Below are 24741 nucleotides of genomic sequence, written 5' to 3'. Positions count from 1 at the left end.
GGCGTTTCTCCTTTTTAATCAGCGCCCGCTGATAACGTATTTTTACAAAATTTCGCTGCCCAAATAAACGAAATCACTGAAACTGATATCGGTTTGGCTATCGACCGAAAAAAACATCAATGCCTTTAAAGAAACACCGATCTCGATGGATTGGGGCAGAATATCGCCGCTTTTTGCATGACGGTTGAAGGTGAACAGAGTTTCAAAGGCCTTGATTTTCGCGACCATCGGCTTTGAAAAAGGGGCCGGGGCAAAAATCCGCATGGATGAGACAAAAGGTGCATCGCTCGAAAGATCAACAACCAGATCGCTTTTCAAATGCTCGGCAAATGCGGCGCTCTCCGCATCGAGCCATTGATCCAACTGTCCCTCTATGCGGTAATGCGCTTCTCGATCATTGATCGAGACGAGGGTCGCATCCTGCCAATCCAGCTTTGCAATCATCTCGCCATATAAAGCAAAGCTATCCGAACTCTTGCCAGACCCCAGATCAGGCTGCTTATAATCCGCCAGATCCTCGGCTGAGGGCGCCGCCCCATCCACCGCCAGCAATTCCCAATGGGCTCCATCGGGCTGGCGCGGATCAAAGCGGGTGCGCCGGTCGGTCTTTTTGTCTTTAGCCACCATCACCAGATGATGCTGATAGCTGTACTGGCTGCGCTCAGGCTTGTTATCCGCCGCATGGGCAATGGCCTGCGCCAAAGGACCATCAGCCTCAGCCGGGCGCTGAGGGGGCGCTGAATCCCCGGTTTGGGCCAAGGCAGTTTGGACAAAGGCGGATGGCTCCATCGAGAAAAGCGCAAGAGTGCACAGCAGAGCCATGGCCATTGATTTGATGATGATCACTTTAATCTCCCCACAAAGATGAAGCGGCGAGATGCGCCGCCCCCTCAGTATATTGAGAACTATAATATATTGGCATGATATAAAAACAAGGCTTTTACGGAACATTTTCACCCCCCTTAGAGCCATTGCCCCTGCCGTTCCCGCCTCCCTGCCAAAAAAGCCGCGAAAGACACAGAAAAGCATGGCCGCCCTTGATCGGCCCCGTTACTGTGCGGCCATGCGATGGGATCGGATCATAAAAGCGGTACACCGAGAGGTGGAACCCATTCTGGGCAAGGGCAAGGTGGCGAGCTATATCCCTGCTTTGGCCACTGTTGATCCCAAATATTTTGCTTTGGTGCTCACCACGCTGGATGGCAAAAGCTATGCCACGGGCCAGGCCGATATCCCCTTTTCAAGCCAATCCATCTCGAAAGTTTTCATGCTGACCCTCGCCCTGGAAGCCTGGGGCGGGCGACTGTGGAAACGGGTGGGCCGGGAACCTTCGGGATCATCGTTCAATTCCATTGCCCAGTTGGAATATGAACAGGGCGTGCCGCGCAATCCCTTTATCAATGCCGGGGCGCTGGCGGTGACCGATGCCGTGATTTCCAAGGCGGGCGAACGTGGTGCCCTTGATGATCTGCTGACTTTGGTGCGACGGGCCAGCCAATCGGATCGGGTGCGCATCAATCCCGATGTGGCGCAAAGCGAACGCCAATGGGGGCATCGCAATACCAGCCTTGCGCATTTCATGAAAAGCTTCGGGGTGATTGAAAATGATGTGGATCAGGTGCTCAACACCTATTTCTGCCAATGCGCACTAGAGACAACGGCCACCGAATTATCCCGCGCCGGACTGTATCTGGCCAATGCCGGAAAACTGCCCCACAGCGATGAAAAAATCACCCGGGCCGAACGGGCCACCCGGATCAATGCCCTGATGATGACCTGCGGCCATTATGACATGTCGGGCGATTTCGCCTTTCGGGTCGGGCTGCCGGGAAAATCGGGCGTGGGTGGCGGCATTTTGTGCATCATCCCCGGTGTGGGCAGCTTATGCGCCTGGTCGCCGCCCCTTAATGCGGCAGGCAATTCTTTGGCCGGAACGCGGGCGCTGGAGCTGTTTGCTCGCCGCGCCGATATCAATGTATTCAAGCGCCGGATGAGCTTTGCCCCCTCAAATGGCGGGATAAACCCTGCCAATTAAGGGCGATCCAAAGGGCCGCCACCAGATTGCCGAGAATACAAAGAGCGGCGATCCACAAAAACGCCCGGCTCTTGCGCGGCTCGAAAAGCCAGATCACTCCGCCAAAAACGATGAACCCCACGATCACATCGGCGAATAAGGTGGCCCCCCACCATGTAGCGAGAAAGCCGCCCGTATGGGCAAAAAATGGATCAGCCCACAGAGCCGCCAGAACGATCAGGCTCATGGCCAGCGCCAAACATCCATAAAAAATCCGCATGCATCCTCTGCCTTTATTGAACCCTGCCTATCCCATACGCATCGCACTGGCTTTTTGATCATCCATCCTGCTGAAGGATGTGGGGACGCCTTCATGAAAGGGGACGAGGCCCGCAAAATGTGCTATGATCCCGACCCTTATGCTGTAGCCTTTTGTTCTTTTGTGGAGGCTTCGATGACCAAGCTGCTCCCGTTTTCACCCCCTCTTCGCCAAAAAGGACTGATCGTCACCTTCCTCGCCCTGATGCTGCTCCAGACCATGCCCCATGCTCTGGCGCAAAGTACGGGCACGCGGATCGAGAAGGCCCCCGACCGGCCCCTTAACATTATCCGTTTCGATGAGCCTGCGGAAATCGCTGAAATCCGTTCCTTACTGGAACAAGGGGCGCATGGCGATGCCATTGATCTCGCCCTCACCCTTTTAGAGCGCGATAAAACCCCGGCCATCCAATATTCCGCATGGAATGCCCTTTGTGCCGCACGCAGCAAGGATAATCAGTGGGATGGCGCTTTAGAAGCCTGCGAAAAAGCCATCGCCATCCGCCCCCGCCATTGGATGGCCCGCAATTCCCGCGCCAATGTCTATCTGATGCAGGGGCGCTATGATCTGGCCCTTGATGATTTCCAGATCGCTTTGGCCAATCTGGCCCCCGGCAGCATGGAAGCTCAGGTTGTGGAACATAATATCGCCATCACCGAAAGCCGTCGTCGGGCGGGTGGGGAAGGCTGAGTTCCGCTGCCACCCGCTCGATCTCAGCCCCCAAGGGCCGATCCTGCGATAAAGGCGGGCAGATATCCAAAATCCGTTCGCCAAATGCCCCGGTGGCGCCGGCAAAGCCATCCTCGCCCCGCGCCCGATACAGGGCCATGGCATGGCTGGCGGTGATCGCCTCGATCGCCAGTAGCCGCCATAAAATATCCAGCAGACGCGCGGCTTTTCGGGCCGCGATGGTGCCCATGGTCACCACATCCTGATTATCGGCATTGGTGGCGATGGATTGGATCGACATTGGGGTTGCCAGCCCCCGCATTTCTGCAACCAGCGCCGTGGCGGTGACCTGCGCCCCCATCAGCCCGCTCGACATTCCCACCGTGCCGGCGCTCAAAAAGGCGGGCAGCCCGCCATTGCGCACAGGATCGGTGAGCCGATTGATCAACCTTTCCCCATGCACTGCCAGCTTGATCAGCACCAGCATCAGGCAATCGCTGACATAGGCCACATGCTGGCCATAAAAATTGCCGCCATGAACGGCATGGCCCGCCGCCACATCGATCAGAGGATTATCGCTGACTGCCGCCAATTCCCGTGTCACCACATCATGATGAAACTGCAACAGATCGAAAGCCGCACCCAATTCCTGAGGTAAACAGCGCAGGCTATAAGCATCCTGCGGGCAGGTTTGGGCCGCCAGAACCCCATCGCCTGAGGCTTCGATCCCGGCTTTTAACACCGGATTGGGCCATTCCGGGGCCATCACCCTTTGGCTATCGTGCAAAATATGGCGCAAGCGGGTGGCCGCCTTGGCCTGACCGGGATGGGGCCGCGCCCTTGACAAGGCATCATCATAAGCCTCCATCCGGGCTTTGCTCACATCTGCGATCAAGGCCGCAATGAGAAGCGCCTGATCGAAAGCCCGGGCCGCACCGCCATCATTCAGGGCGGCAATCCCGGTCATCGCCGAGGTGCCATTGACCAAAGCCAACCCATCCTTGCGCCCGGGATCAAGAGGGACCAACCCGGCCTTCGCCAGCGCCTCGCCCGCCGGCCTTTTCCGGCCATCCGCCAGAACCTCCCCCTCTCCCATCAAACACAGGGCCATATGGGCCAGTGGGGTGAGATCGCCGCTCGCCCCCACCGTGCCCATTTCGGGAATGCAGGGGATGATCCCATGATCAAGGCACCCCAGCATCAGATCGATCACCGATCCGCTGACCCCCGATCCCCCTTGGGAAAGGCTGGCGATCCGCGCCGCCATGATGGCGCGCACCTGCACGGGCGGCAGCGGCTGGCCCACCCCGCTTGCCAGATGATAAATCAACTGCCGTTGCAGCAATGCGGTTTGATCCGGGGCGATATAATGCTGGGCCAGGGGGCCAAAGCCGGTGGTCACCCCATAAACCCGCCGCCTTTGGGCGATCAGATCATCCAACAGGTCTGAGGCCTGCTTTATCCGCAATCGTGCCGCATCCGAAACGATAGCCTTTGCACCTAGGGCAATAGCCTCGATATCGGCTGGATTTGGGGCGCCCCCCAGATCGATCGCGCGCGACACCATCAAATCACCCAATCCATTATTTTTCCCATCCCGGTGCGGGGCAAGGCCGGTCCCATTTTAAAGGATCGCGGGCATTGCGCCGGGGCAAGCTTTTGGGCACACCAATGCATCAGATCTTCGCCCAGATTTTCAGCGGATCGCGGATCAGGATCATCGACCGGCACCACAAAGGCTTTGAGCCGATCCCCTTCATCGGGCCGCATCAGACGCACGGCGGCTTTTGAAACCCTGGGATGGGTTTCGATAAACCTGGCGATTTCAACAGGATAAACATTGATCCCCAGCACCTGAATGGCTTCATCCCGGCGGCCATTGGGGCGGAAACGGCCATCCTCATCCCAGATGAGATGATCCTGCACATCCGCCACCCGGCCATCGGCGCGGCGGATATCGTCCTCGCCAGCGGATCGCTGCCATCCGGCCATCAGGCGAAAAGAGGGTTCATCCATCCGCCGCAGGCCAAGGCCCGCCGTTTCGGTGGAGCCATAGATTTCATAGCCCCTCAGGCCGCTGGCCATGATCTGCGCGGCCACATCCCGATCAAGCGGGGCGGTTGAACTGATCGCCACAGCCTGCGGCATGGCCCCCAATCGCGGGGCCGCGAGCCGCCAAAAGCCGGGATGGGCGATGATCCAATCCCCGGCCTGCACCTGCCGCGCCAAAGCCGCAGGGGTTTGGCGACGCAGATCAAGACGATGCAGCGCATCCCCATCATGATCGGAGGAAGGGGCAGCGGGAAACGCCCGCGCCGCGCCCAAAATCGTGAAAATAAAGCCATAGATATGGTGCGATGGTACCAGCGCCAAAATGCGCCGGGGTGCACCCATCCCTTGGATCAGGCCATCGATTTCAACCCGCAAATCATCGAGGCGATGGCGCACCGGCTTGGGCGTGCCCGTGCTGCCCGAGCTGAAGAAAACCATGCTATCATCAGCCGTGCCCGCCAGTTTTTCCCGGCCATGGATGATCAGATCGATCCAATCCCCAAAGCGCCGCCGGGCCAGCAGATAATCATCGATCCCCAAAAGATCGAGGCCAAAGCGCTGAGAAACCGCCCCGGCGATGCTCAATAATTCCATAGAATCAAGGGCCAAAGCCCGGGGGCCATCTGCCGCCCGATCATCAAGGGGCAAAGCATCCAGCGCTGCCCCCTGACCCTTGGCTAAACAATCGTGAAATAAATCCGCAAGGCCCCGATGGCCGGGCCTGAGATGCGCCAATTCATCGATCAATATATCACATAAAAGCTGGCGGATCAGGGGCCTGCGCCACCAGACCAAAGCAGGCGGCGCAGTGCCTTGGGATAAAAGCACGGGTTTTGTGCGGCTGTGTTGTCTCACAGGCGCTTGACAAAAACCCAATAGCTATCGCCCATCAGGGCTTTTTTCATATGCACTTTCACCTTGGTTGGCTGCATCTGATAATCGAAAATATATTCAAACATCACATTGAGATCACCCGCCGCAACACCCTTTTTGAATTTGCCTTCAAATTCGGGGGTGGCGGTGCAAGGGGCCACTTCCTTGAAAAAATTCTTGCCCAGAACAGCGCTCGGGTCCCGGCCGGTAATCTCGCCTTCAGCGGCATTATATTGGATGACCGTGCCATTTTTATCGAGTTGAATGGCCCCAAAGGCCAGTTTGTCAATTTCGCCCTCTTTTAATTTCGCGAGGCTGTTTTCAATATTATCTTCGCCAAAAGCAACGACCTGCATCATAAATCCTTAAACTATGAGATGTTAAACACCGATCACTCACAGCATATGGCTGTGGTGACAGGCCCTATTTTCTAGGCTGGAATTCTTACAATTCCATTAAATCAGGGTCGCTAAAAGAAATAACAATAATCATGCGTGAAACAGGTCTTTTTTGGGCTTTGACGCCTCGGCCCTAAAGGCGCAGGATGCGGATGGTTATGGGCTGCGAGGATGATCGCAATGAACTTCATTGTTTTAAGGCTTCTGCCGGTTTTTGTGCTGGCCCTATCCTTTATGGCCCCAGCCTTCACCCCTGCTTTTGCGCTGGAGGCCGGGCAAAGCCTGCTGGATCGATCAAAAGCATGGATGCAGAAATCCCCATCCACCTCGTCGTTTAAGGATTTAACCGACAGCGACATGACCAAAGGCCTGCTGGAAGCTCTTTCCATCGCCACTGATCGCACGGTATCAAAGCTTGGGGCCGCTGGGGGCTATCTGGAAAATCCCAGCGTGCATATCCCTTTGCCGCGCTTTTTGGGAAAGGTGGATAAGGCCCTTGGGCGCATCGGCCAGAATGATCTGACCCAGGATCTTGAAATCCGCCTCAATCGGGCTGCCGAAGCCGCCGCCCCGGCGGGCCGGGCGCTTTTCATGCAGGCCATCGCCGATCTCTCCATCAAGGATGCCAAAGCGATCATCACCGGCCCCGATGATGCCGCCACCCGCTATTTCAAGGCGCAGATGTCGCCTGAATTGTCAAAAGCAATGCACCCGATTATCGAAGGCAGCCTGCGCGATGTGGGGGCCATCGCCCTTTATGACAAAAGCCTTGAAACCTATGGCGACATCCCCTTCATGCCCGATGTGAAGGGCGATCTGATCGCCTATAGTACAGAAAAGGCGATGGATGGCCTGTTCCACACTCTGGCCATCGAGGAAGCCGCCATCCGTGCCGATCCCTTGAAGCGCGGCAGCGTTCTGCTGCAAAAGATTTTCGGCGCGCCATAAACCCGATCGCCCTCAGAAAAACTGCACCCTCAAAGCGGGATATTATCGTGCTTCTTCCATGGATTTTCGAGCTTTTTACTGGCCAGAATGCGCAAGGACCGGCAGATCCGCTTCCGCGTGGAATGGGGCATGATCACCTCGTCGATAAAGCCTTTCGACGCCGCCACGAAGGGATTGGCGAACAAATCTTCATAAGCCCGGGTGTGTTCGGCGATTTTATCGGCATTGCCGCGCTCGGCCCGATAAATGATCTCCACCGCACCCTTGGCCCCCATCACCGCGATTTCGGCGGTGGGCCAGGCATAATTCACATCGCCGCGCAGATGTTTCGAGCTCATCACATCATAAGCGCCGCCATAGGCTTTGCGGGTGATGACGGTGATTTTCGGCACCGTGGCTTCCCCAAAGGCGAATAAAAGCTTCGCCCCATGCTTGATGATCCCGCCATGTTCTTGTGCTGTGCCGGGCAAAAATCCGGGCACATCCACGAAGGTGAGGATGGGGATATTAAAGCAATCGCAAAAACGCACGAACCGCGCCGCTTTTTTCGAGCTATCGATATCAAGGCAGCCCGCCAGCACCATCGGCTGATTGGCCACCACCCCCACAGTTTGGCCATCCATGCGGGCAAATCCGATGATCATATTGCGGGCATGATTGGGCTGAAGCTCGAAAAAATCGCCCTCATCGACGATTTTTTCAATCACTTCATGCATATCATAGGGCTTATTGGCATTGGATGGCACCACACTATCCAGCGATATTTCCAGCCGATCGGGATCATCGAAGCTGGGCCGCTGCGGGGCCGCCTGCCGATTGCTCAGGGGCAGAAAATCAAAAACCCGCCGGGTCTGGATCAGGGCTTCCACATCATTTTCAAAGGCCACATCGGCCACCGAGGATTTCGTGCTGTGGGTGATCGCGCCCCCCAGTTCTTCCTGCGTCACCACCTCATTGGTCACGGTTTTCACCACATCGGGGCCGGTGACGAACATATAGCTCGAATCCTTCACCATGAAGATCATATCGGTCATGGCCGGAGAATAAACCGCCCCACCCGCGCACGGCCCCATAATCACCGAGATTTGCGGCACCACGCCAGACGCCAGAACATTGCGCTGAAACACATCCGCATAGCCCGCCAATGAGGCCACGCCTTCCTGAATCCGCGCCCCGCCCGAATCATTGAGGCCGATCACCGGCGCCCCGGTTTTCATGGCCATATCCATGATCTTGCAGATTTTCTGGGCATGGGTTTCGGATAAGGCCCCGCCAAAAACCGTAAAATCCTGACTGAACACATAAACCAGCCGACCATTGATGGTGCCCGATCCGGTGACCACGCCATCGCCCGGCACTTTCTGGTTTTCCATGCCAAAATCCGTGCAGCGATGGGTGACGAACATATCCGTTTCTTCAAAAGATCCTTCATCGAGCAGAACATCGAGGCGTTCCCGCGCCGTAAGCTTGCCCCGCGCATGCTGGGCATCGATGCGTTTCTGCCCGCCGCCCAGGCGCGCATCCTGACGCCGACGTTCCAGTTCCTGAAGAATCTCTTTCATGCCAGTCTCCCCGTCATTAGGCCTAGCCAAACGGCCCTTGGTTATTCTGCCTAACAGCCCTTATCAAATATCCATCATGATGGGGAGATTTTTAACGCAATCCGGGCTATGATGGCGCCATGATCATCAATGCGGCGTCTGCATTTCCTGTTGCGGCCTTTGCCCCGGTGGCCAGCTCTGTGGCGGTGGGCGATGTCGCACAGCCAGGCAATGATGCCACGGCGCAACAACAAAATGCTGCGGATAATCCCCGCGCCTTCAATCAAACCAATCAGGGTAATCAGGGCAATCTGATCGCGGGGGCCACCGCCATCGCTGCCCAGCAGGTTTCGCCCCCCGCAGCCGGGCCTGAAACGCCCGCAGCCCAAGCAGCCGATGCCCAAACAACGGAGCCAGACACGGCCGCCGTGCGTCTGCCCACCCAATTAAGCGATGAAGAACGCGCCGTGGTGAATGATCTGCGGGCGCGGGATCGCGAGGTGCGCGCCCATGAAGCCGCCCATGCCACCGCCGGTGCGGGGATCGCCGGCCAGCCGCAATTTGAATTCACCACCGGCCCCGATGGCCGCCAATATGCCATCGCCGGTGAGGTGGCCATCGATACCAGCCCGGTGGCCGGTGACCCTGAGGCCACCGCTGAAAAGATGGAGCAGGTTCTGCGTGCCGCCTTGGCCCCGGCAGAACCATCGCCGCAGGATCGGGCGGTGGCTGCCCAGGCCCGGGCGCAATTACAGATCGCCCGCGCCGAAGCCGCAGCCCTTGAGCGCGCCGAATTGCGCAATGAAAATCCCGCATCCGGTGAGGCGATCACCGCCAATGCCCCCGGTGCCATCGCTTCCGGGACCCCGGCTCCCGGCCTCTCCCTGTCGCTCATCGCCTGAGTGAGCCTGCGTTCCGCTCAGCCCGAGGCGAATAACCGACGCAGGATATCGCCATAAATATCGCCAAGGGCGGCAAGATCAGACAACGAAACGCATTCATTGGCCTTGTGCATACTGGCCCCCACCAGACCAAATTCCGCCACCGGGCAATAATTTTTGATGAAGCGGGCATCGGATGTGCCGCCAGTGGTAGAAAGCTCCGGGCGGTAGCCCAGCCGGGCTTTAATGGCTTGGGAAATGGCTTCGGAAAAAGGCCCGGGCGGGGTGAGAAAGGCCTCACCCGATATGGCAATCGTCAGATCATAGGGCACACCCACCGCATCAAGCCGGTCGCGCACCCAGCGTTCAAGGCTTTCGCCCGTATAGAGATCATTGAAGCGGATATTGAACGCCGCTTCGGCCATGCCGGGGATCACATTGGTGGCATGATTGCCCACTTCGATGCTGGTAATCTCAAGATTGGAGGGCTGGAAATGGGGTGTTCCTTCATCGAGCCGTTCGGCCCCCAAGGCATCGAGCAGGCGGATCAAACCGGGGATGGGATTATGGGCCAGATGGGGATAGGCCACATGGCCCTGTTGGCCCTGCACCAAAAGCCGTGCATTGAAACTGCCCCGCCGACCGATTTTCACCATTTCCCCCAATTTCGAGGGATTGGTCGGCTCCCCCACCAGGCACATATCGGGGATATGGCCATGGTCGGCCATCCACTCCAGCACCTTCACCGTGCCATTGATCGCCGGGCCTTCTTCATCGCCGGTGATCAAAAAGCTGAGCGAGCCGGAAAAGCCGCCCCCCGCCTCGGCCAGATAATCGCGGGCGGCGCAGATAAAGGCGGCAATCGCGCCCTTCATATCGGCAGCCCCCCGGCCCATCAGCACATCATCTTCAATGATCGCGGCAAAAGGATCGACCTGCCAGCGTTCGGGATGGCCCACCGGCACCACATCGGTATGCCCGGCAAAACAGATATGGGGCGACCCCGTACCGATCCGGGCAAAGAGATTATCCACCCGCGCCGTGCCCGGCGATTCAAAGGGCAGGCGGGTGCACTCGAATCCCAGATCGGTGAGCACCGCCTGCACCAGATCGAGCGCCCCCTCATCGCGCGGGGTAACCGATGGGCAGCGGATCAAAGCCTGCGCCAGGCGCACCGCATCCAGCCCGCCGCCATCAAGCGAGATATCCGACATGTTCATCATGCCATCAACTGCGCAACAAGGCATTGACCGAGGTTTTCGCCCGGGTACGGGCATCCACCCGCTTCACGATCACCGCGCAATAAAGCCCCGGCCCCGGCGATCCATCGGCCAGGGGTTTGCCCGGCAAGGTTCCCGGCACCACCACCGAGTAGGCGGGCACCCGGCCCATGAAAATCTCGCCGCTTTCCCGGTCGATGATTTTGGTGGACGCCCCCAGATAAACGCCCATCGACAAAACCGCGCCCCGTTCCACGATCACCCCTTCCGCCACTTCGGCGCGGGCCCCGATGAAGCAATCATCCTCGATGATCACCGGGGTGGCCTGCAAAGGTTCCAGAACGCCGCCGATGCCAACGCCGCCCGATAAATGCACATTGGCCCCGATCTGCGCGCAGGAGCCAACAGTGGCCCAGCTATCGACCATGGTCCCCGGCCCCACATGGGCACCAAGATTGACAAAGGACGGCATCAGCACCGCCCCCTTGCCGATGAAGGCGGAATGACGAACGATGGACCCGGGCACAGCGCGAAAACCGGCCCGCCGAAAATGCGCCGCCGTCCAGCCCTCGAATTTCGAGGGAACCTTATCAAACCAGGCCGTATTGGTGCCCGGCCCGCCTTCGATCAAAACCATATCATTGAGGCGAAAGGATAATAAAACCGCTTTTTTCAGCCATTCATGCACCAGCCATGGGCCGTCATTCCCCTCCCGGGAGGCGACCCTCAAGCGCCCCTCATCAAGCCCCGCAAGGCAGGCCGCCACCGCATCGCGCACCGCCCCTGTGGTTTGGGGGCCGATGCTGTCGCGCGCCTCGAAGGCCTCTTCGATCGTGTGGCGCAAATCCTGAGAAGAAAGGTCTTGATGGGACATGGGTCGGGGCTTCTCGTAAAAGGCTGATGTTGAACGCAATCCTTAAAGCCCGGAGCATAGCCACCGAAGGCCGACTGTCAATCATCCCTGTTGCCCATGGACCGCCAATCGGAAGCGGAGGGCCAGAGTTTAAAGCTGGGCTTGCAAAAAAGCCGCCAGATCATCGGTTTCATGATGCACGGCCTTTGGCTCATGCTCCATCGCCCCATAGGCATAGCCGGTGCGCAGCCACACCGTGGTCATGCCCCGGGCGGCGGCAGGCACCAGATTGCGGGCCATATCTTCAAACATCACCGCTTTTTGCGGATTGATCTTGTAATGCTCTAAAAAGCGATCATAGGTCACGCCCGCCGGTTTGGGATGATAATCGGCTGCCGCGATATCGAAAACATCCTCGATCAGATGATCGATCCCCAACCGCGCCATCACCCGCCCGGCATGGGGCACCGAGCCATTGGTGAACACGATCTTGCGCCCCGGCAGTGCCGACAAAACATCCGCCAGCTCAGGGTTGGGCGGAACCGGGCTGACATCAATATCATGCACCTGATCAAGAAAGCTTTCGGGGTGCACATCATGATGATCCATCAAACCGCGCAAAGTGGTGCCGTGGCTCAGAAAATATTTCTTTTGCAAGGCCCGGGCAGCCTCCAGATCAAGGCCCAAAAGATCGGCAACAAAGGCGCTCATCTTCACATCGATCTGGCTGAAAAGATCACAGCTTGGTGAATAGAGCGTATTATCCAGATCAAAAACCCAGGTTTCAACATTCTGTATTTTGGGAAATACCATATTTTCTGCCAATATCTGCTCGCTTATGCGCGTTTCATCGTTCATTCTTGCCGCATGATATTAAGCCCGCTTTAAGATCAAATCCCTTAAAACCACGCATTATGAACACATCCGGACATCTATCGAAAATGGATAAGAGCGGCAAAGGCTTCAAGGGCGAAGGTGAAAATGCCTCGCTTTTGATCGCCCGCGCCGAATGTCCGGCCATGCTGGTGCATGTCAATGGCGCGGTCATCCAATCCAATGAACAGGCCCAGCCGTTGGCCCGGGCGATGGATGATCGCGATCCCGATCTCAGGGGTCTCATCTTCAGCGCCGCCGCCAATGGAGCGCCGACCACCGGGCGGGTGATCCTGGGCGAGCCTGAAGCGCAGCATCTGGTTTATGAAATTCAGGTGATGCCTTATGAAAGCAGCGCTTTACTGATCACCGCACGCGAGGTGACCTTTGAAAACAATCTCACCCGGGCCTTGCTCAAAAGCCGCGATCTTTACAAGGATCTGATGCATTGCTCGGCGGATTTCGGCTGGGAAACCGATGCCCAAGGGGCCTTTAGCTATGTCAGCCCCAGCGGGGCATTGGGGTTTTCCGCCAAGGATATGAATGGCCGCCGCGCGGAAAGCCTGTTTCAATTGAGCCCCGAAGATGCCCGCATCGTCTTTTCCACCCGCCTGCCCCAGCGCATGACAAAAGTGCGGGCCTGCGATCATCAGGGCCATCCGGTCTTGCTCTCTGTCTCCTGCGTTCCGGTGACCGATCCTGAAGGTGCATGGTGCGGGGCGCGCGGCGTGGCCCGCGATATCAGCCGTGAAAATGAGCGCGAGATCGCCCAGAAGCTCGATCAGGCGCGGCAATCGCTTTTGGCCCGCATCGTGCTCGATATCCGCATGGAAGCCGATCCGGCGGAAATCGTCGCCTCTGCTGCCGAGGCGGCGGCTCAGGCCCTGCGATCCCATCATGGCTGGGCCCTGCGCCATGAAACGTCAGATGATGACACCCCCATGATCCGCCATAGCCCCCTGGATAAAGGCGGAGAACTGGTTGAAATGGCGCTTTCGGCCCTTGATCGATCTGCTCAGGAAGGGGGCCAGAACGGGGACGAGGATGCGCGCGTTGAACTGGGCCATGGCGATATCCCCTGCCTGATCGCCTGGGCGGGGCCGGCACAGGGCATTTCCGCAACAATCATTTTTACCCGCGATGCCTCGGCAGAGCCATGGCGCGCTCATGAGGTGGAACTGGTGCATGGCATTTGCGGGCATCTGGCGATTGCGTTGAAACAGGCCGATATGGTGCACAAGCTGCGCATCCTGTCGCGCGTTGATGATCTGACCGGGCTGCTCAATCGCCGCGCCTTGTTTGAAGAGATGAGTGCCCGGCTGGGGCATCAGAAACGCAGCCGCAGGGAGGGCTGTTTTTTGTTCATCGATCTGGATCATTTCAAGCAGGTGAATGATCGTTTGGGCCATGCCGCCGGCGATGCCGTGCTGCGCAAGCTGGGGTCTTTGCTGCGCAACAAAAGCCGGGTGGGCGATCTGGAAGGCCGGATCGGCGGCGATGAATTCGGCCTGTGGCTGCAAGATACCGACCTTGATGGCGCCGAGATCAAGGCGAAAAACCTGCTGGAACTGGTGCCCCTTCTGCGGGAAACCGCGGGGGATCGAGACTCACCCCTGTCCATGTCAATCGGCATTGCCCGCAGCCGCCCCGATCATCCCGATAGCCCCGAACATTTGGCGGATCGCGCCGATCATGCCCTTTATGCCGCCAAGCAACAGGGCCGGGCGGCGATTGTCATCGCCCCCGACGATGTGGATCATCCCCAAAAGGAAGGCGCCGCCTGATGAGCACCGATCTTCCCCCCATGGATGAGGAGTATCTGAAAGCCCGCAGGCTACTGGTGGAGGGCGAGGTGGAAGATCGCATCACCCTTGCCAAGGATCACAAAACCCGGCCCGAGGTGCTCTATTTTCTGGCCGAAGATGAAAGCCCCGATGTGCGCCGGGATGTGGCCGCCAATGCCAACACGCCTCATCAGGCCGATCTTTTATTGGTTGGTGATGATGATGATGGGGTGCGGGCGGAACTGGCGCGCAAGATCGCCCGGCTCGTGCCCGGCCTCGATGCTATGGAAAGCGGCCGCCTTCATGATCATGTGCTGACGATGCTCGATCAACTCGCCAAAGACAGCCTGCCCAAGGTGCGGGCCATTCTGGCCGAGGAAATCAAGCGATCCGCACTGGTGCCGAAACCGGTGATCCTGAAACTGGCGCGCGATCTTGAGGAAACCGTTTCCTGTCCGATTTTGGAATATTCGCCGCTTTTAGATGATGATGATCTGCGTGAAATCATCGCTGCCGGGCTATCGCAACAGGCGCTGGTTTCCATCGCCCGGCGCGATCAATTGAGCGAAAACGTCTCCGATGATATTGCCGGAAGCCTTGAAATCCCCGCCGTTGCTGCCCTTCTGGCCAATCCCAGCGCCCAGATCCGCGAAGAGACTTTGGATCAGATCATCGAGCAGGCGCGCAAGGTCAGCGCGCTCCACAAACCCCTGGCCCTGAAGCCCGCGCTTTCAATCCGGGCGATGAAGCGCATCGCCAGCTTTGTCGCCAGCGCTTTGGTGCATCAGATGATCGAAAGCAGTGGCCTCGACCATCAGGCCGCCGATGGCCTTTTGGATGAGGTGCGCAAGCGGATCATGACCGAACGGGTGGATGATAGCGAAGCCCAAAGGCTGGCGGAACAGGCCCGCGATCATCACCGGCGGGGGATGCTCACCGATGACTTCATCGCCGATAGCATCACCGCCAATCGGCGCGAGCTTTTGATCCAGTGTCTGGCGGTGATGAGCGAACTGGAACCACGCATCGTGCGCCAGATTCTGTTTTCCAAAAGCGGCCGGGCGGTCACGGCGCTCGTTTGGAAGGCCGGGCTTTCCATGCGCACGGCTTTCCAGATGCAAACCGAAATCGCCCTCGTCTCGCCCGCCCAGCGCATTGCCGCGCAAGACGGGAAAGACTATCCGATGGATGAGGACGAAATGGTCTGGCAGCTGAGCTATTATACCGATTAGGTTCGCGCCCGGCTCATTCGGTGGGCAAAAAGCCTTCGATGGACAGATACCGCTCGCCGGTATCATAGCAAAAGCCGAGGATGGTGCTGCCCTTATCGATTGAGGGCAGTTTTTTGGCAATCGCCGCCAAAGTCGCCCCCGATGAAATCCCGATCAGCATCCCTTCTTCACGGGCGGCCCGGCGGGCCATTTCCATCGATTCCTGCGGATTGACCTCGACCACCCCATCGAGCAGCGACACATCGAGAATATCGGGCACAAAACCGGCACCAATGCCCTGAATGGGATGCGGGCCGGGCTTGCCCCCTGAAAGCACCGGCGAGGCTTCCGGCTCGACCGCCAGAACCTGCAGATCGGGATAGGATTTTTTCAAAATTTCCGCGCAGCCGCCAATATGCCCCCCGGTGCCCACGCCGGTGATCATATAATCAAGGCCATTGGGGAAATCGGCGAGAATTTCCTGCGCCGTGTGCTTGCGATGAGCATCCAGATTGGCAGGATTGGTGAATTGCTGCGGCATCCAGGCGCCGGGGGTACTTTCAACCAGCTCCTTGGCGCGGGCAATCGCCCCCGACATGCCTTTTTCCCGTGGGGTCAGCACAAATTCGGCCCCATAAGCCAGCATCAGCCGCCGACGTTCGATCGACATGCTTTCCGGCATCACTAAAATGAGCTTATAGCCCTTCACCGCCGCCACAATCGCCAAACCAATGCCGGTATTGCCCGAGGTGGGTTCGATGATCACCCCGCCAGCTTTGAGCGCCCCCGATTCTTCCGCTGCCTCGACCATGGCAAGGGCGATCCGATCCTTGATCGAGCCGCCGGGATTGACCCGCTCCTGCTTGATCCAAACCTCGTGGCTATCGCCGAATAACCGGTTGATCCGCACATGGGGGGTATTGCCGATGGTTTCTAAAATCGTTTTCGCGCGCATGGCTGTCGTCTCCTGTCAATCAAGGTCATCATTGGTGCCGCACGCGGCGCGCGCGGTTGTGTCTGCTGATCAGAGTTCAGATGGTAAAATCATCGGATCGTTCGGGTTCGGGCTCGGCCAAACCCTGCCAGCCCACCGAGCGATACATCACCCGGCTGCCCGGCGGCACGCTTTTGGTGAGCCAGACATTGCCGCCGATCACCGATCCCCGGCCAATCACCGTTTCCCCGCCCAAAATCGTTGCATTGGCATAGATCACCACATCATCCTCGATGGTGGGGTGCCGCTTGGTATTCTGATAATCCCGCTTCACGCTCAAAGCGCCCAGGGTCACCCCTTGATAAATTTTCACATGATTGCCAATCACTGCCGATTGGCCAATGACCACCGATGTTGCATGATCCAGAAACAGGCCATGGCCGATGGTGGCCCCGGGATTGATATCAACCCCTGTCAGGCGGTGGGCATATTCGCTCATCAAACGTGGCAAAAGCGGCACATTTTCGCGCACCAGCCGATTGGCCAGCCGATAGGCCGCCACTGCATAAATGCTGGGATAGGCTAAAATCACTTCATCCAGGGATCCCGCTGCCGGGTCTCCGGCCAAGGCGGCTTCGGCATCTTCGCGCACCGTATCGGCAATTTCGGGCAAAGCGCGGGCAAACCGCAGGGCAATGCCCGCAGCCTCGGCGCACTGTTCGGGCATCACTTCGCACAGCACATAGCGCAAGCGCCCGATCATCTGGATCATCCGGGCTTCAATCTCGCGCGCTGATTTGGGCCGATTGGGCGATAGATGCGGAAAGATCAGACCCATGCAATCATCAAGCAGGCGACCCGCCTCTTCCATATGGATATCGGGGATCTGGCCATAATGGCCATGCCGTTCAATGAGCGCTTTGGCCACACCCAAAAGATCCGGCGGCGCATTTTGCATGACCTTATCCATCAGCGAAAATCCTGCTTTAAGGGCATAAGCCCTAAATCCTTATCACAATCTGAGCGCACATCCATTTATTAAGGAGCCAGATCGCGATACGCAAGGCACAGCAAAGCCATGGTCACAAGAGCGTGACCAGAAAGCCGGGCCAATCAGGGCGCAAGGGATCAGCCCGAAAGCGCAGGATAATGCTGATGGGCGGGATCATCGCGCATCAGTTGATCGGATAAATCCATGACCTGCATATTCACCTGCTTCATGAAATGGGCTTTATCGGTGCTGTGGGCCAGCGGGGCACCAATGATATAAACCACCCGCCCCGGCCGCCTTTTGCCCAAGCCCCGGGGCCAGTGCAGGCCGGAATTGGTGGCCATCGGCACCACCGGCAGGCTGCCATCTTCCTGCAGATAATAGGCCCCGCTTTTCAAAGGGCGATGCTGCCCCGGCAATGTGCGGGTGCCTTCGGGAAAAACCACCAGCGGCCGTTTGCCTTCGCGGATCGCACGGATGACCCGGGGCATTTCCTGATGCGCCTGCCCCGATTGCCGATCGATGCGCACGATATCCAGCTTACGCAGCAACAAACCGATCACCGGCACCCGAAATAATTCTTTTTTGGCCAGTGCCGTCATATCGGGCAGATGGTGGAAAATCACGATGGCATCCAGATCCGACATATGCTTTGAAACAATGATCAAGGCTTCATTGGGGCGCAGATGTTCAGCCCCCCGCACCTCGACCGTGATCCCGGCAATCACCCGCGCCATCCATAAAACCGCATGGGTCCAGAGCCAGATGCCCCGGCTCATCGCCCGCCTGCCCGGTAAAGGAATGGTGATCAATAAACCTGTCGCCCATAACAAGGTAAAAGTGTAAAATGCGAGATTGAAAAGGATTGACCGCACGATTTTTATACTCCACCACCATTTGTAAAAGAAATGCCCCTGCATGAAGGTGCCGCATCCTTTTGCATTGATCCTTTTAAAGCCTCGAAAGCCTGATCAACAGCAAAAAACAGCCCCCCATCGCCATTGATAACACGTCCCATGAAAAGCCCCCTTATGTCAGCACCCCAAAAGGAACAAAATCCGCAACCGCGCATCGGGCCCCAACCCGGTTTTTATGCCGGGGAAAAAGCTTTGGCTTTGTCATGGTCGCTGATCCTGTTTCTGCTGATTGCCTATTGTGCTTTTCATTATGGGCTTGATCTGCACGCCAAAGCGTTTCAAACGCCTTTATCGGTCACCACATGGTATCCGGCCATGGGGCTGGCCATTGCCTTTATCCTGTGTTTTGGGGCGCGGCTGATCTGGATCGTGTGCTTAGGCTTTTTGATCGGCAATATCGGGATCTGGGAAGATTGGCAAATCAGCCTGATCACCGTGCTGCCCGCATTCGCCAACAGCGCTGCGGTGGCGCTTGCGGCCTGGTTTCTCGTCCCCCTCGCCCGGCTCAAACCCCATGATTGGACCTTTTATCATCTGGCACGGCTGCTGGGCGGCGCATTGATCGCCGCCAGCCTATCGGGGATCAGCATCATCGGCCTGTGGTATGGATTGGGCCGTATGTCATTGTGGCGTGCTGCCAATGCTATGGCGGAATGGCTTTTGGGGGATGTCATCGGTATTCTCATCCTCACCCCATTGCTTTTGGTGATGATGGCCCCGCTGATGACCAGATTTTTAAGCCCCGGAGGGGGCCATGCCTCCCTTCAGGGGCTGCTGCATCCTCTGATCCGCCCCAAAAGCGGCTGGCTCCAGCATCCGCTGATGATCCCGCTGGCGATCACCTTCGCAACCGCCCTCATTCTTTATGTGGTTTTTCTTTCGCCCATCGGGAAAACCCAAAATCTGCTGTTTTTGTGTTTCCTGCCGCCCATTTGGGCCGCCTTGCGCTATGGCTTTCCGGGGGCAATGATCAGCGCCACTCTGGTGGCCATCGCCGGGCTGGGGATCGCGGTTTATCTGGTCGATCCCATGCTGATCATGCCCAGCCGCACGGAAATCCATATCTTTCAGCTTTTTTTGCTGGTGCTGGTGCTGGTCAGCTACATTCTGGGCATGGCGGTGGATGAACTCGACCGCGCCCGCGCCATCATCGAAGGGCAAAAATCCAATCTGGAAGAAACTGTCAAACGCCGCACCTACGCCCTGATCAAGGAAAATAGCGAAAGACAAAAAGCCGAACATAATCTGCGCCGGATGAATGAAAAGCTGGAACAGCGCGTTCTGGACCGCACCAGTGCCCTGAAGGATGCCCTTGTTCGCGCCGAACGGGCCAATGATGCCAAATCCCAATTCCTGCACAATATGAACCATGAATTGCGCACCCCGCTCAATGCGGTGATCGGCTTTTCCGAAATGCTGCGCCGTGAAGAACTCGGCCCCCTGGGGCACCGGAAATATGCCGAATATGCCCATGATATCAACAAGGCGGGGCATCATCTTTTATCCCTGGTGGGGGATCTTTTGGATAGCGCCTCGATGGATGATCATGATGATCTGCCGCTGGATATGAAGCCCCATGATCTGCATCATATCCTGTGCGAGGCCTGCCGCATGGTGCAGCCAAAAGCCGATGCCAAACAGATCACCATCGATCTGATTGCCCCTCTAAAAAATCTCCATGCCCTTGCCGATTATCACCGGCTTTTGCAGATCCTGCTCAATCTGATTGATAATGCGATCAAATTTTCTCCGCCCCACAGCGGCATCAGAATTTATATGGAACAACAGGCCGATGAGGTGATCATCAGGATCATCGATCAGGGCCCGGGCATCCCCGAATCCCAGCTTCTCTATGTTTTTGATCGCTTTTGGCGGGGCAATCAAAGCCAATTGAGCAATCCCGGCGGCATGGGGCTGGGATTGGCCATTGCCCGATCCCTTGCGCTCAGGCATGGCGGCAGCCTTAAGCTTTATAATGAACCCAAAGCCGGGGCCTGCGCCTGTCTCAGGCTGCCCATCGCCGATACCCCCCCAGTTGATCCCGGCCAAAAGTGAAGACGCTGCAGCTCCTTGTCGCCATTTGCAAAACATGCCCCTATGATGCCGCCTTTCAATGTCTTAAAGGCAATCATAAACAGTTTTGAGGCAGGCCGGATTGATGACCAGTAACAGAAAGATCATTGCCGTTATTTTCGGCGGACGCAGTGTGGAGCATGATGTCAGCGTGCTGACCGGTTTACAGTGCCTTGATGCCCTTGATCAAAGCCACTATCAGGGCCTGCCCGTTTATGTGGACCCCGAAGGCCAATGGTGGACCGGCGATCTTTTATTGAAGCGAAGCCTTTATCCCCATAGCGAAGCAACCCGCAAACAGCTTTCCGCCATCACTTTGCCCTTGGGCACCGCCACCCACGGGCGGCCCCATCTGCTGACCATGAAAAAAGGGCTGTTCGGGGAAAAAGTGGAAACCATCCCCTTTGATCTGATGCTGCCGGCCATTCATGGCAGCAATGGCGAAGATGGCAGCCTGCAGGGGCTTTTGGCCTTTGCCGGGATTCCCTTTGCCGGATCGCGGGCGCTGGGATCGGCGGCAACCATGGATAAGCACATCACCAAACAGATGCTGGGCCTGCGTAATCTGCCGCTTTTGCCCCATCTGCTGCTGGATCGTCCATCTGAAGGGCAGTTTCTCGATCGCAGCGATCTTTTGCCCCGGCTGGAAGCCATATTGGGCGATCAGCCCTTTCCGGTGATCGCCAAGCCGCGCCGCCTTGGGTCCAGTGTGGGGGTGCAGATCGCCCGGACTATCGATGATCTTGAGGCCGCCCTGTCGCTGATTTTTCGCATGGATCATGGGGCCCTGATCGAACCTTTGGTGCCCCATCTGGTGGAATATAATGTGGCGGTCATGCGCCGGGATGGCGAGATCTGCACATCGGCCATCGAAAAGCCTTTGAAATCGAGCGACTTTCTCGATTTCAACACCAAATACCGGGCGGGCGAAGGGGGCGGGCCCAAGCTTGATGATGCCCCCAGTCTGGGGATGGCATCCTTGAGCCGGGATATCAATCCGCAGGATCTGAGCCCCGCCAATGAAAGCCTGCTGCGCAGCGCCGCCAGCACGGCTTTCGATCTGCTCGATCTGGCGGGAACGGTGCGCATCGATTTTCTGTGCAATGGCCAAACCGGTGATCTGTGGCTCAATGAAATCAATTCCATCCCCGGCTCTTTTGCCTATTTCCTGTGGCAGGATGCAAACCCGGCGCTGAGCTTCAGCGATCTTTTAAGCCATCTGGTGGAGGAAGGTTTCGCGCTGAGCCAACAGGAACGCGCCGATACCAATACCGCCACCGGCAATGCCCGGATTTTTGGCCATGGTTAAAGCGGCGGCCCTAAGCGATCAGCCGACATCGGCTTTATGGTATTGCCATCCCTTACCTGTTCCCCAAAATAGGCCCGATTCCCAAAAGCGCCTCCCCCTGATCATCTGGCTGCATGGCTGGGGGCAAAGCGGGGCCAGCCTTTTGCCTTTGGCCCGGCTGTTTGCCGCCGAGGCCGAAAACCGGGTTTATGATCTGCCCGGCTTTGGCAAAACCCCCATGCTCCAAAGCGGTGCGGGCAGCGATGATTATGCCGAAGTCCTTTATCAACAGCTTGATCACAATCGCCCGGTGATCCTGGTGGGTCATTCCTTTGGGGCGCGGATTGCGGTGCGCTTTGCGGCCCGCTATCCCGATCATATTGCGGGCCTGATCCTGATTGCCGGGGCCGGGCTGAAACGCCCGCGCAGCCTGCCTTTCCGCCTGCGGGCTTTGGGCCTGAAACAATTGGGGCGGCTGGCCCGCCGCATCGATGGGCTGGTTGGCAGCCATTTTGAAGATCGCTATAAAGCCCGCTTTGGCAGTGCCGATTATCGCGCCGCCGGGGCTTTGCGCCCCACGCTCCTGTCCGTGGTGAATGAAGATTTAAGCCCGCAGGCGGCGCGGATTTTAGCGCCTTGTTTATTGCTTTATGGTGCCCTTGATGATGCCACCCCGCCCAGCATGGGCCAGCACTATCAAAAGCTGATCAGGGGGGCGGATTTTCACTGCCTCGATGGCTTTGGGCATCTTGATATTCTCAGCCGTGGGGCTTTTCAATGTCAGCAGCGCATCGCGCATTTTCTGGAGCGGCTGTGAATGAGCATTTCCTTTATCCTTCAAGCTCTGCTGGTTTTCCTTTGGACCCTGGCCATGGTGTTTTTCATGCTCGACCGGGGCCGGGCCTATCTGATGTATTTCCAGCAGGAAGAATATGATGGCAGCCGCTTTCGCCATTGGTTGAAGGATCGCCATGGCCGGGATCGCCTCACAAGCCTCGCAGCCATTCTGGCAGGGGGCCTTAGCTTTGGCGCTGCCTATGGGCTTTCATGGCTCGATGCGCCGGCGCTGGTGATCCTGATCGCGGGTTTGTATGAGGGCTTCCGCCGCAGCCGAAAGGCGCTTTTGACCGCGAAAAAACCTTTGGTATCAACCGAACGGGCGCGCCGCATCCTTGTTGTTTATCTCGCCCTTATGGCCTTTCTCGGCAGTGGCTTTCTGATCATCGCCCATTGGCAGCCGGTACCGCTGATTGCGATGCTGGTTTTATTTAGCCTGATTGCGGCCCAGATCGCGCCTTATGCCCTTCTTGCCGCCAATCGGCTGTTAAGCCCGTTCGAGCGGCGGGTAAAGGCCCGCTATCTGGGTGAAGCCAAAGACAAACTGGCCCATTTGCAGCCCTATATCATTGCCATCACCGGCAGCTATGGCAAAACATCCACCAAATCTGTTCTGGCGCATATTCTGTCGAGCGCCGCCCCCACTTTGGCCACCCCCGGCAGCATCAATACCGATATGGGCATCACCCGGGTGGTGCGCGAACAACTCAAGTCCGAGCATCGTTATTTCATCGTCGAAATGGGGGCCTATGGCCCCGGGTCCATCGCCCGGCTCTGCCGTTTGGCCCCGCCGAAACTCGCCATCATCACGGCTGTGGGCTGGGCGCATTATGAACGTTTCAAAACTGTTGATCGGGTGTTTGAGGCCAAATTTGAAATGGCCGATGCCGCCCGCGCCAATGGCGGCAAAACCATCGTCAATCGCAATGCCGTGCCCCAAAACAAGCTGGATGAGCGCCTGTCCCGCGATGACAGCCTGATCCTTGTCAAAACCAATCCGCACGCCGAAGTTGCGCATGAAACCATTACCGGGCTTTCGGTACAATCCGCCAAGCAGGACCGGGATGGCATCAGCCTTGTGATCAGCGGCCCTGATTTTGGCGAGATCAGCCTCAGGGCCCCTCTCTATGGCCTTCATCAGGCGCAAAATATCGCCTGCGCCACCGCAGCCGCCCTGCAATTGGGGATGCCCATTTCATCGATCAAGGCAGCCCTTGCCACCGTGCCGCAAAGCCGCCATCGATTGGAAGTGATTGAAGGAAAGGGCATCACCATCATCGATGATGCCTATAATTCCAATCCATCGGGCTTTGCCTCGGGGCTGGAACTGCTCGATATCCTGCAAAAGCCCGGTGGGCGACGCCTGCTGATCACCCCCGGCATGGTTGAATTGGGCAGCCGCCATGATGAAGAGCATCGCACCTTAGGGGAATTGGCGGGCCAGCATGTGGATATCGCCCTCATCGTTACCCCGGATCGGATTTTATCGTTCATCGAAGGGTTCAACAGCCGCAAAAGCGAACAGGCCCAACTCTTGCGCTTTGCAACCCAAGACGAGGCCCAAAGCTGGATCAAGGATCACGCCCGGGCCGATGATGTGATTTTATATGAGAACAACCTGCCCGATCTTTACGAGCAATCGCCCGGCTTTTGATAGCGCGGGATTAGGGGATGGCCGTCGCCTTCATCGTCCCAGACCCTTTCTTTCGTCACCCCACAAGAATCGTCACCCCGGGCGCAGACCCGGGGTCCATCTCGTGAAGGGCTCAGCGTGCCAAAGAGTGAATTCCGGCTCGGGGCCCCCCCCTCTTTCGTCACCCCGGGCGCAGACCCGGGGTCCATCTGGTGAAGGGCTGAGCGTGGCAAAGAGTGGATCCCGGGTCTGCGCCCGGGATGACGTAAGAAAAGGGGGCCGGGGTTGTCTGTTTAAAATCTGGTAATCATAGCGTGCTGGCAGTGATAATGCTGGTATCGGATCGGGGTGGCCACCCCGATCCGATGATGGTGGTCGCTCGTGCCGGGGTAGGGCTTATCGCTCGTCGTCATCGGGAGCGCCACCATCGCC

At 57.7% G+C, this 24741-nt stretch carries 23 protein-coding genes; 10 read left to right on the top strand and 13 right to left on the bottom strand.

Annotated elements, in window-relative coordinates; genetic code table 11:
- Window positions 1–42: 42 nt before the first annotated feature.
- Entirely contained in the window at window positions 43–846 is an 804-nt protein-coding gene (locus tag QK300_RS03160) for a hypothetical protein (protein WP_281300453.1), read from the bottom strand.
- Between the two features lie 181 nt (window positions 847–1027).
- Between QK300_RS03160 and QK300_RS03155 the strand changes: the two genes are divergently transcribed.
- Window positions 1028–2035 carry a glutaminase gene (locus QK300_RS03155; RefSeq protein ID WP_281300454.1) on the top strand — a complete coding sequence of 336 codons (1008 nt, stop codon included), beginning with the start codon at window positions 1028–1030 and terminating at the stop codon, window positions 2033–2035.
- On the opposite strand, the gene QK300_RS03150 is transcribed toward QK300_RS03155, so the two are convergent.
- Window positions 1980–2294: a hypothetical protein gene (locus QK300_RS03150; protein WP_281300455.1), complete on the bottom strand. Its 315-nt coding sequence runs from the start codon at window positions 2292–2294 to the stop codon at window positions 1980–1982. The genes QK300_RS03155 and QK300_RS03150 overlap by 56 nt on opposite strands.
- 174 nt (window positions 2295–2468) lie before the next feature.
- Between QK300_RS03150 and QK300_RS03145 the strand changes: the two genes are divergently transcribed.
- A complete protein-coding gene (locus tag QK300_RS03145; protein WP_281300456.1) occupies window positions 2469–3023 on the top strand; it encodes a tetratricopeptide repeat protein in 555 nt (184 codons plus the stop codon).
- Here QK300_RS03145 and QK300_RS03140 read toward each other — a convergent pair.
- Genes QK300_RS03140 through pyp form a run of 3 tightly spaced genes read right to left on the bottom strand, consistent with a single transcriptional unit; the run spans window position 2986 to window position 6283 of the window.
- Window positions 2986–4569: an aromatic amino acid ammonia-lyase gene (locus QK300_RS03140; RefSeq protein ID WP_281300457.1), complete on the bottom strand. Its 1584-nt coding sequence runs from the start codon at window positions 4567–4569 to the stop codon at window positions 2986–2988. The genes QK300_RS03145 and QK300_RS03140 overlap by 38 nt on opposite strands.
- The gene (locus QK300_RS03135; protein WP_281300458.1) at window positions 4569–5909 is read right to left on the bottom strand and encodes an AMP-binding protein; all 1341 of its coding nucleotides are present in this window, start codon (window positions 5907–5909) and stop codon (window positions 4569–4571) included. The genes QK300_RS03140 and QK300_RS03135 overlap by 1 nt, the downstream gene beginning before the upstream one ends.
- A complete protein-coding gene (pyp, locus tag QK300_RS03130; protein ID WP_281320810.1) occupies window positions 5906–6283 on the bottom strand; it encodes a photoactive yellow protein in 378 nt (125 codons plus the stop codon). The genes QK300_RS03135 and pyp overlap by 4 nt, the downstream gene beginning before the upstream one ends.
- A gap of 222 nt (window positions 6284–6505) precedes the next feature.
- Here pyp and QK300_RS03125 point away from each other — a divergent pair, with 222 nt between their 5' ends.
- Complete coding sequence (locus QK300_RS03125; protein WP_281300460.1) at window positions 6506–7273, top strand: DUF4197 domain-containing protein; 768 nt, start codon at window positions 6506–6508, stop codon at window positions 7271–7273.
- A gap of 29 nt (window positions 7274–7302) precedes the next feature.
- Here the strand turns inward: QK300_RS03125 and QK300_RS03120 are convergent, their stop codons facing one another.
- The gene (locus QK300_RS03120) at window positions 7303–8835 is read right to left on the bottom strand and encodes an acyl-CoA carboxylase subunit beta (RefSeq protein ID WP_042087505.1); all 1533 of its coding nucleotides are present in this window, start codon (window positions 8833–8835) and stop codon (window positions 7303–7305) included.
- A gap of 119 nt (window positions 8836–8954) precedes the next feature.
- Here QK300_RS03120 and QK300_RS03115 point away from each other — a divergent pair, with 119 nt between their 5' ends.
- Complete coding sequence (locus tag QK300_RS03115) at window positions 8955–9716, top strand: putative metalloprotease CJM1_0395 family protein (RefSeq protein WP_281300461.1); 762 nt, start codon at window positions 8955–8957, stop codon at window positions 9714–9716.
- A 17-nt stretch (window positions 9717–9733) separates the two neighbouring features.
- Here the strand turns inward: QK300_RS03115 and dapE are convergent, their stop codons facing one another.
- The 3 genes from dapE to QK300_RS03100 all read right to left on the bottom strand — a co-directional run bounded on the left by dapE (window position 9734) and on the right by QK300_RS03100 (window position 12626).
- The gene (dapE, locus tag QK300_RS03110; protein ID WP_281300462.1) at window positions 9734–10909 is read right to left on the bottom strand and encodes a succinyl-diaminopimelate desuccinylase; all 1176 of its coding nucleotides are present in this window, start codon (window positions 10907–10909) and stop codon (window positions 9734–9736) included.
- Between the two features lie 13 nt (window positions 10910–10922).
- Complete coding sequence (dapD, locus tag QK300_RS03105; protein WP_281300463.1) at window positions 10923–11789, bottom strand: 2,3,4,5-tetrahydropyridine-2,6-dicarboxylate N-succinyltransferase; 867 nt, start codon at window positions 11787–11789, stop codon at window positions 10923–10925.
- A 129-nt stretch (window positions 11790–11918) separates the two neighbouring features.
- Window positions 11919–12626, bottom strand: a complete 708-nt coding sequence (locus tag QK300_RS03100) for a pyrimidine 5'-nucleotidase (protein ID WP_281300464.1) — start codon at window positions 12624–12626, stop codon at window positions 11919–11921.
- A gap of 83 nt (window positions 12627–12709) precedes the next feature.
- Here QK300_RS03100 and QK300_RS03095 point away from each other — a divergent pair, with 83 nt between their 5' ends.
- Window positions 12710–14425, top strand: a complete 1716-nt coding sequence (locus QK300_RS03095; RefSeq protein WP_281300465.1) for a GGDEF domain-containing protein — start codon at window positions 12710–12712, stop codon at window positions 14423–14425.
- Entirely contained in the window at window positions 14425–15657 is a 1233-nt protein-coding gene (locus QK300_RS03090) for a DUF2336 domain-containing protein (RefSeq protein WP_281300466.1), read from the top strand. Before QK300_RS03095 ends, QK300_RS03090 begins: the two co-directional genes overlap by 1 nt.
- 13 nt (window positions 15658–15670) lie before the next feature.
- Here QK300_RS03090 and cysK read toward each other — a convergent pair whose 3' ends face one another.
- The 4 genes from cysK to QK300_RS03070 all read right to left on the bottom strand — a co-directional run bounded on the left by cysK (window position 15671) and on the right by QK300_RS03070 (window position 18579).
- Window positions 15671–16591 (bottom strand): cysteine synthase A, encoded by a 921-nt coding sequence (cysK, locus tag QK300_RS03085; RefSeq protein WP_042087491.1) that lies wholly within the window; start codon window positions 16589–16591, stop codon window positions 15671–15673.
- A 76-nt stretch (window positions 16592–16667) separates the two neighbouring features.
- Window positions 16668–17540 (bottom strand): hypothetical protein, encoded by an 873-nt coding sequence (locus tag QK300_RS03080; RefSeq protein ID WP_281300467.1) that lies wholly within the window; start codon window positions 17538–17540, stop codon window positions 16668–16670.
- A 158-nt stretch (window positions 17541–17698) separates the two neighbouring features.
- Complete coding sequence (locus QK300_RS03075; RefSeq protein WP_281300468.1) at window positions 17699–18340, bottom strand: lysophospholipid acyltransferase family protein; 642 nt, start codon at window positions 18338–18340, stop codon at window positions 17699–17701.
- Between the two features lie 101 nt (window positions 18341–18441).
- Complete coding sequence (locus tag QK300_RS03070) at window positions 18442–18579, bottom strand: hypothetical protein (protein WP_281300469.1); 138 nt, start codon at window positions 18577–18579, stop codon at window positions 18442–18444.
- Window positions 18580–18592: 13 nt separating this feature from the next.
- Here QK300_RS03070 and QK300_RS03065 point away from each other — a divergent pair, with 13 nt between their 5' ends.
- The 4 genes from QK300_RS03065 (at window position 18593) to murF (ending at window position 24330) form a co-directional block, all read left to right on the top strand.
- A complete protein-coding gene (locus tag QK300_RS03065; protein ID WP_281300470.1) occupies window positions 18593–20533 on the top strand; it encodes an ATP-binding protein in 1941 nt (646 codons plus the stop codon).
- 103 nt (window positions 20534–20636) lie between these two features.
- A complete protein-coding gene (locus tag QK300_RS03060; protein ID WP_281300471.1) occupies window positions 20637–21860 on the top strand; it encodes a hypothetical protein in 1224 nt (407 codons plus the stop codon).
- A complete protein-coding gene (locus QK300_RS03055; protein ID WP_281300472.1) occupies window positions 21853–22656 on the top strand; it encodes an alpha/beta fold hydrolase in 804 nt (267 codons plus the stop codon). Before QK300_RS03060 ends, QK300_RS03055 begins: the two co-directional genes overlap by 8 nt.
- Window positions 22657–24330 carry a UDP-N-acetylmuramoyl-tripeptide--D-alanyl-D-alanine ligase gene (gene murF, locus QK300_RS03050; RefSeq protein WP_281300473.1) on the top strand — a complete coding sequence of 558 codons (1674 nt, stop codon included), beginning with the start codon at window positions 22657–22659 and terminating at the stop codon, window positions 24328–24330.
- The last annotated feature ends 411 nt before the right edge of the window (window positions 24331–24741 follow it).

Origin of the sequence: Iodidimonas sp. MBR-22 (assembly GCF_029946565.1) — a bacterium.
Taxonomy (GTDB): Bacteria; Pseudomonadota; Alphaproteobacteria; order Sphingomonadales; family Rhodothalassiaceae; genus Iodidimonas; species Iodidimonas nitroreducens.
Note: the sequence above shows the minus strand (reverse complement) of the source record. Positions and strands in the feature narration are given on the sequence as shown.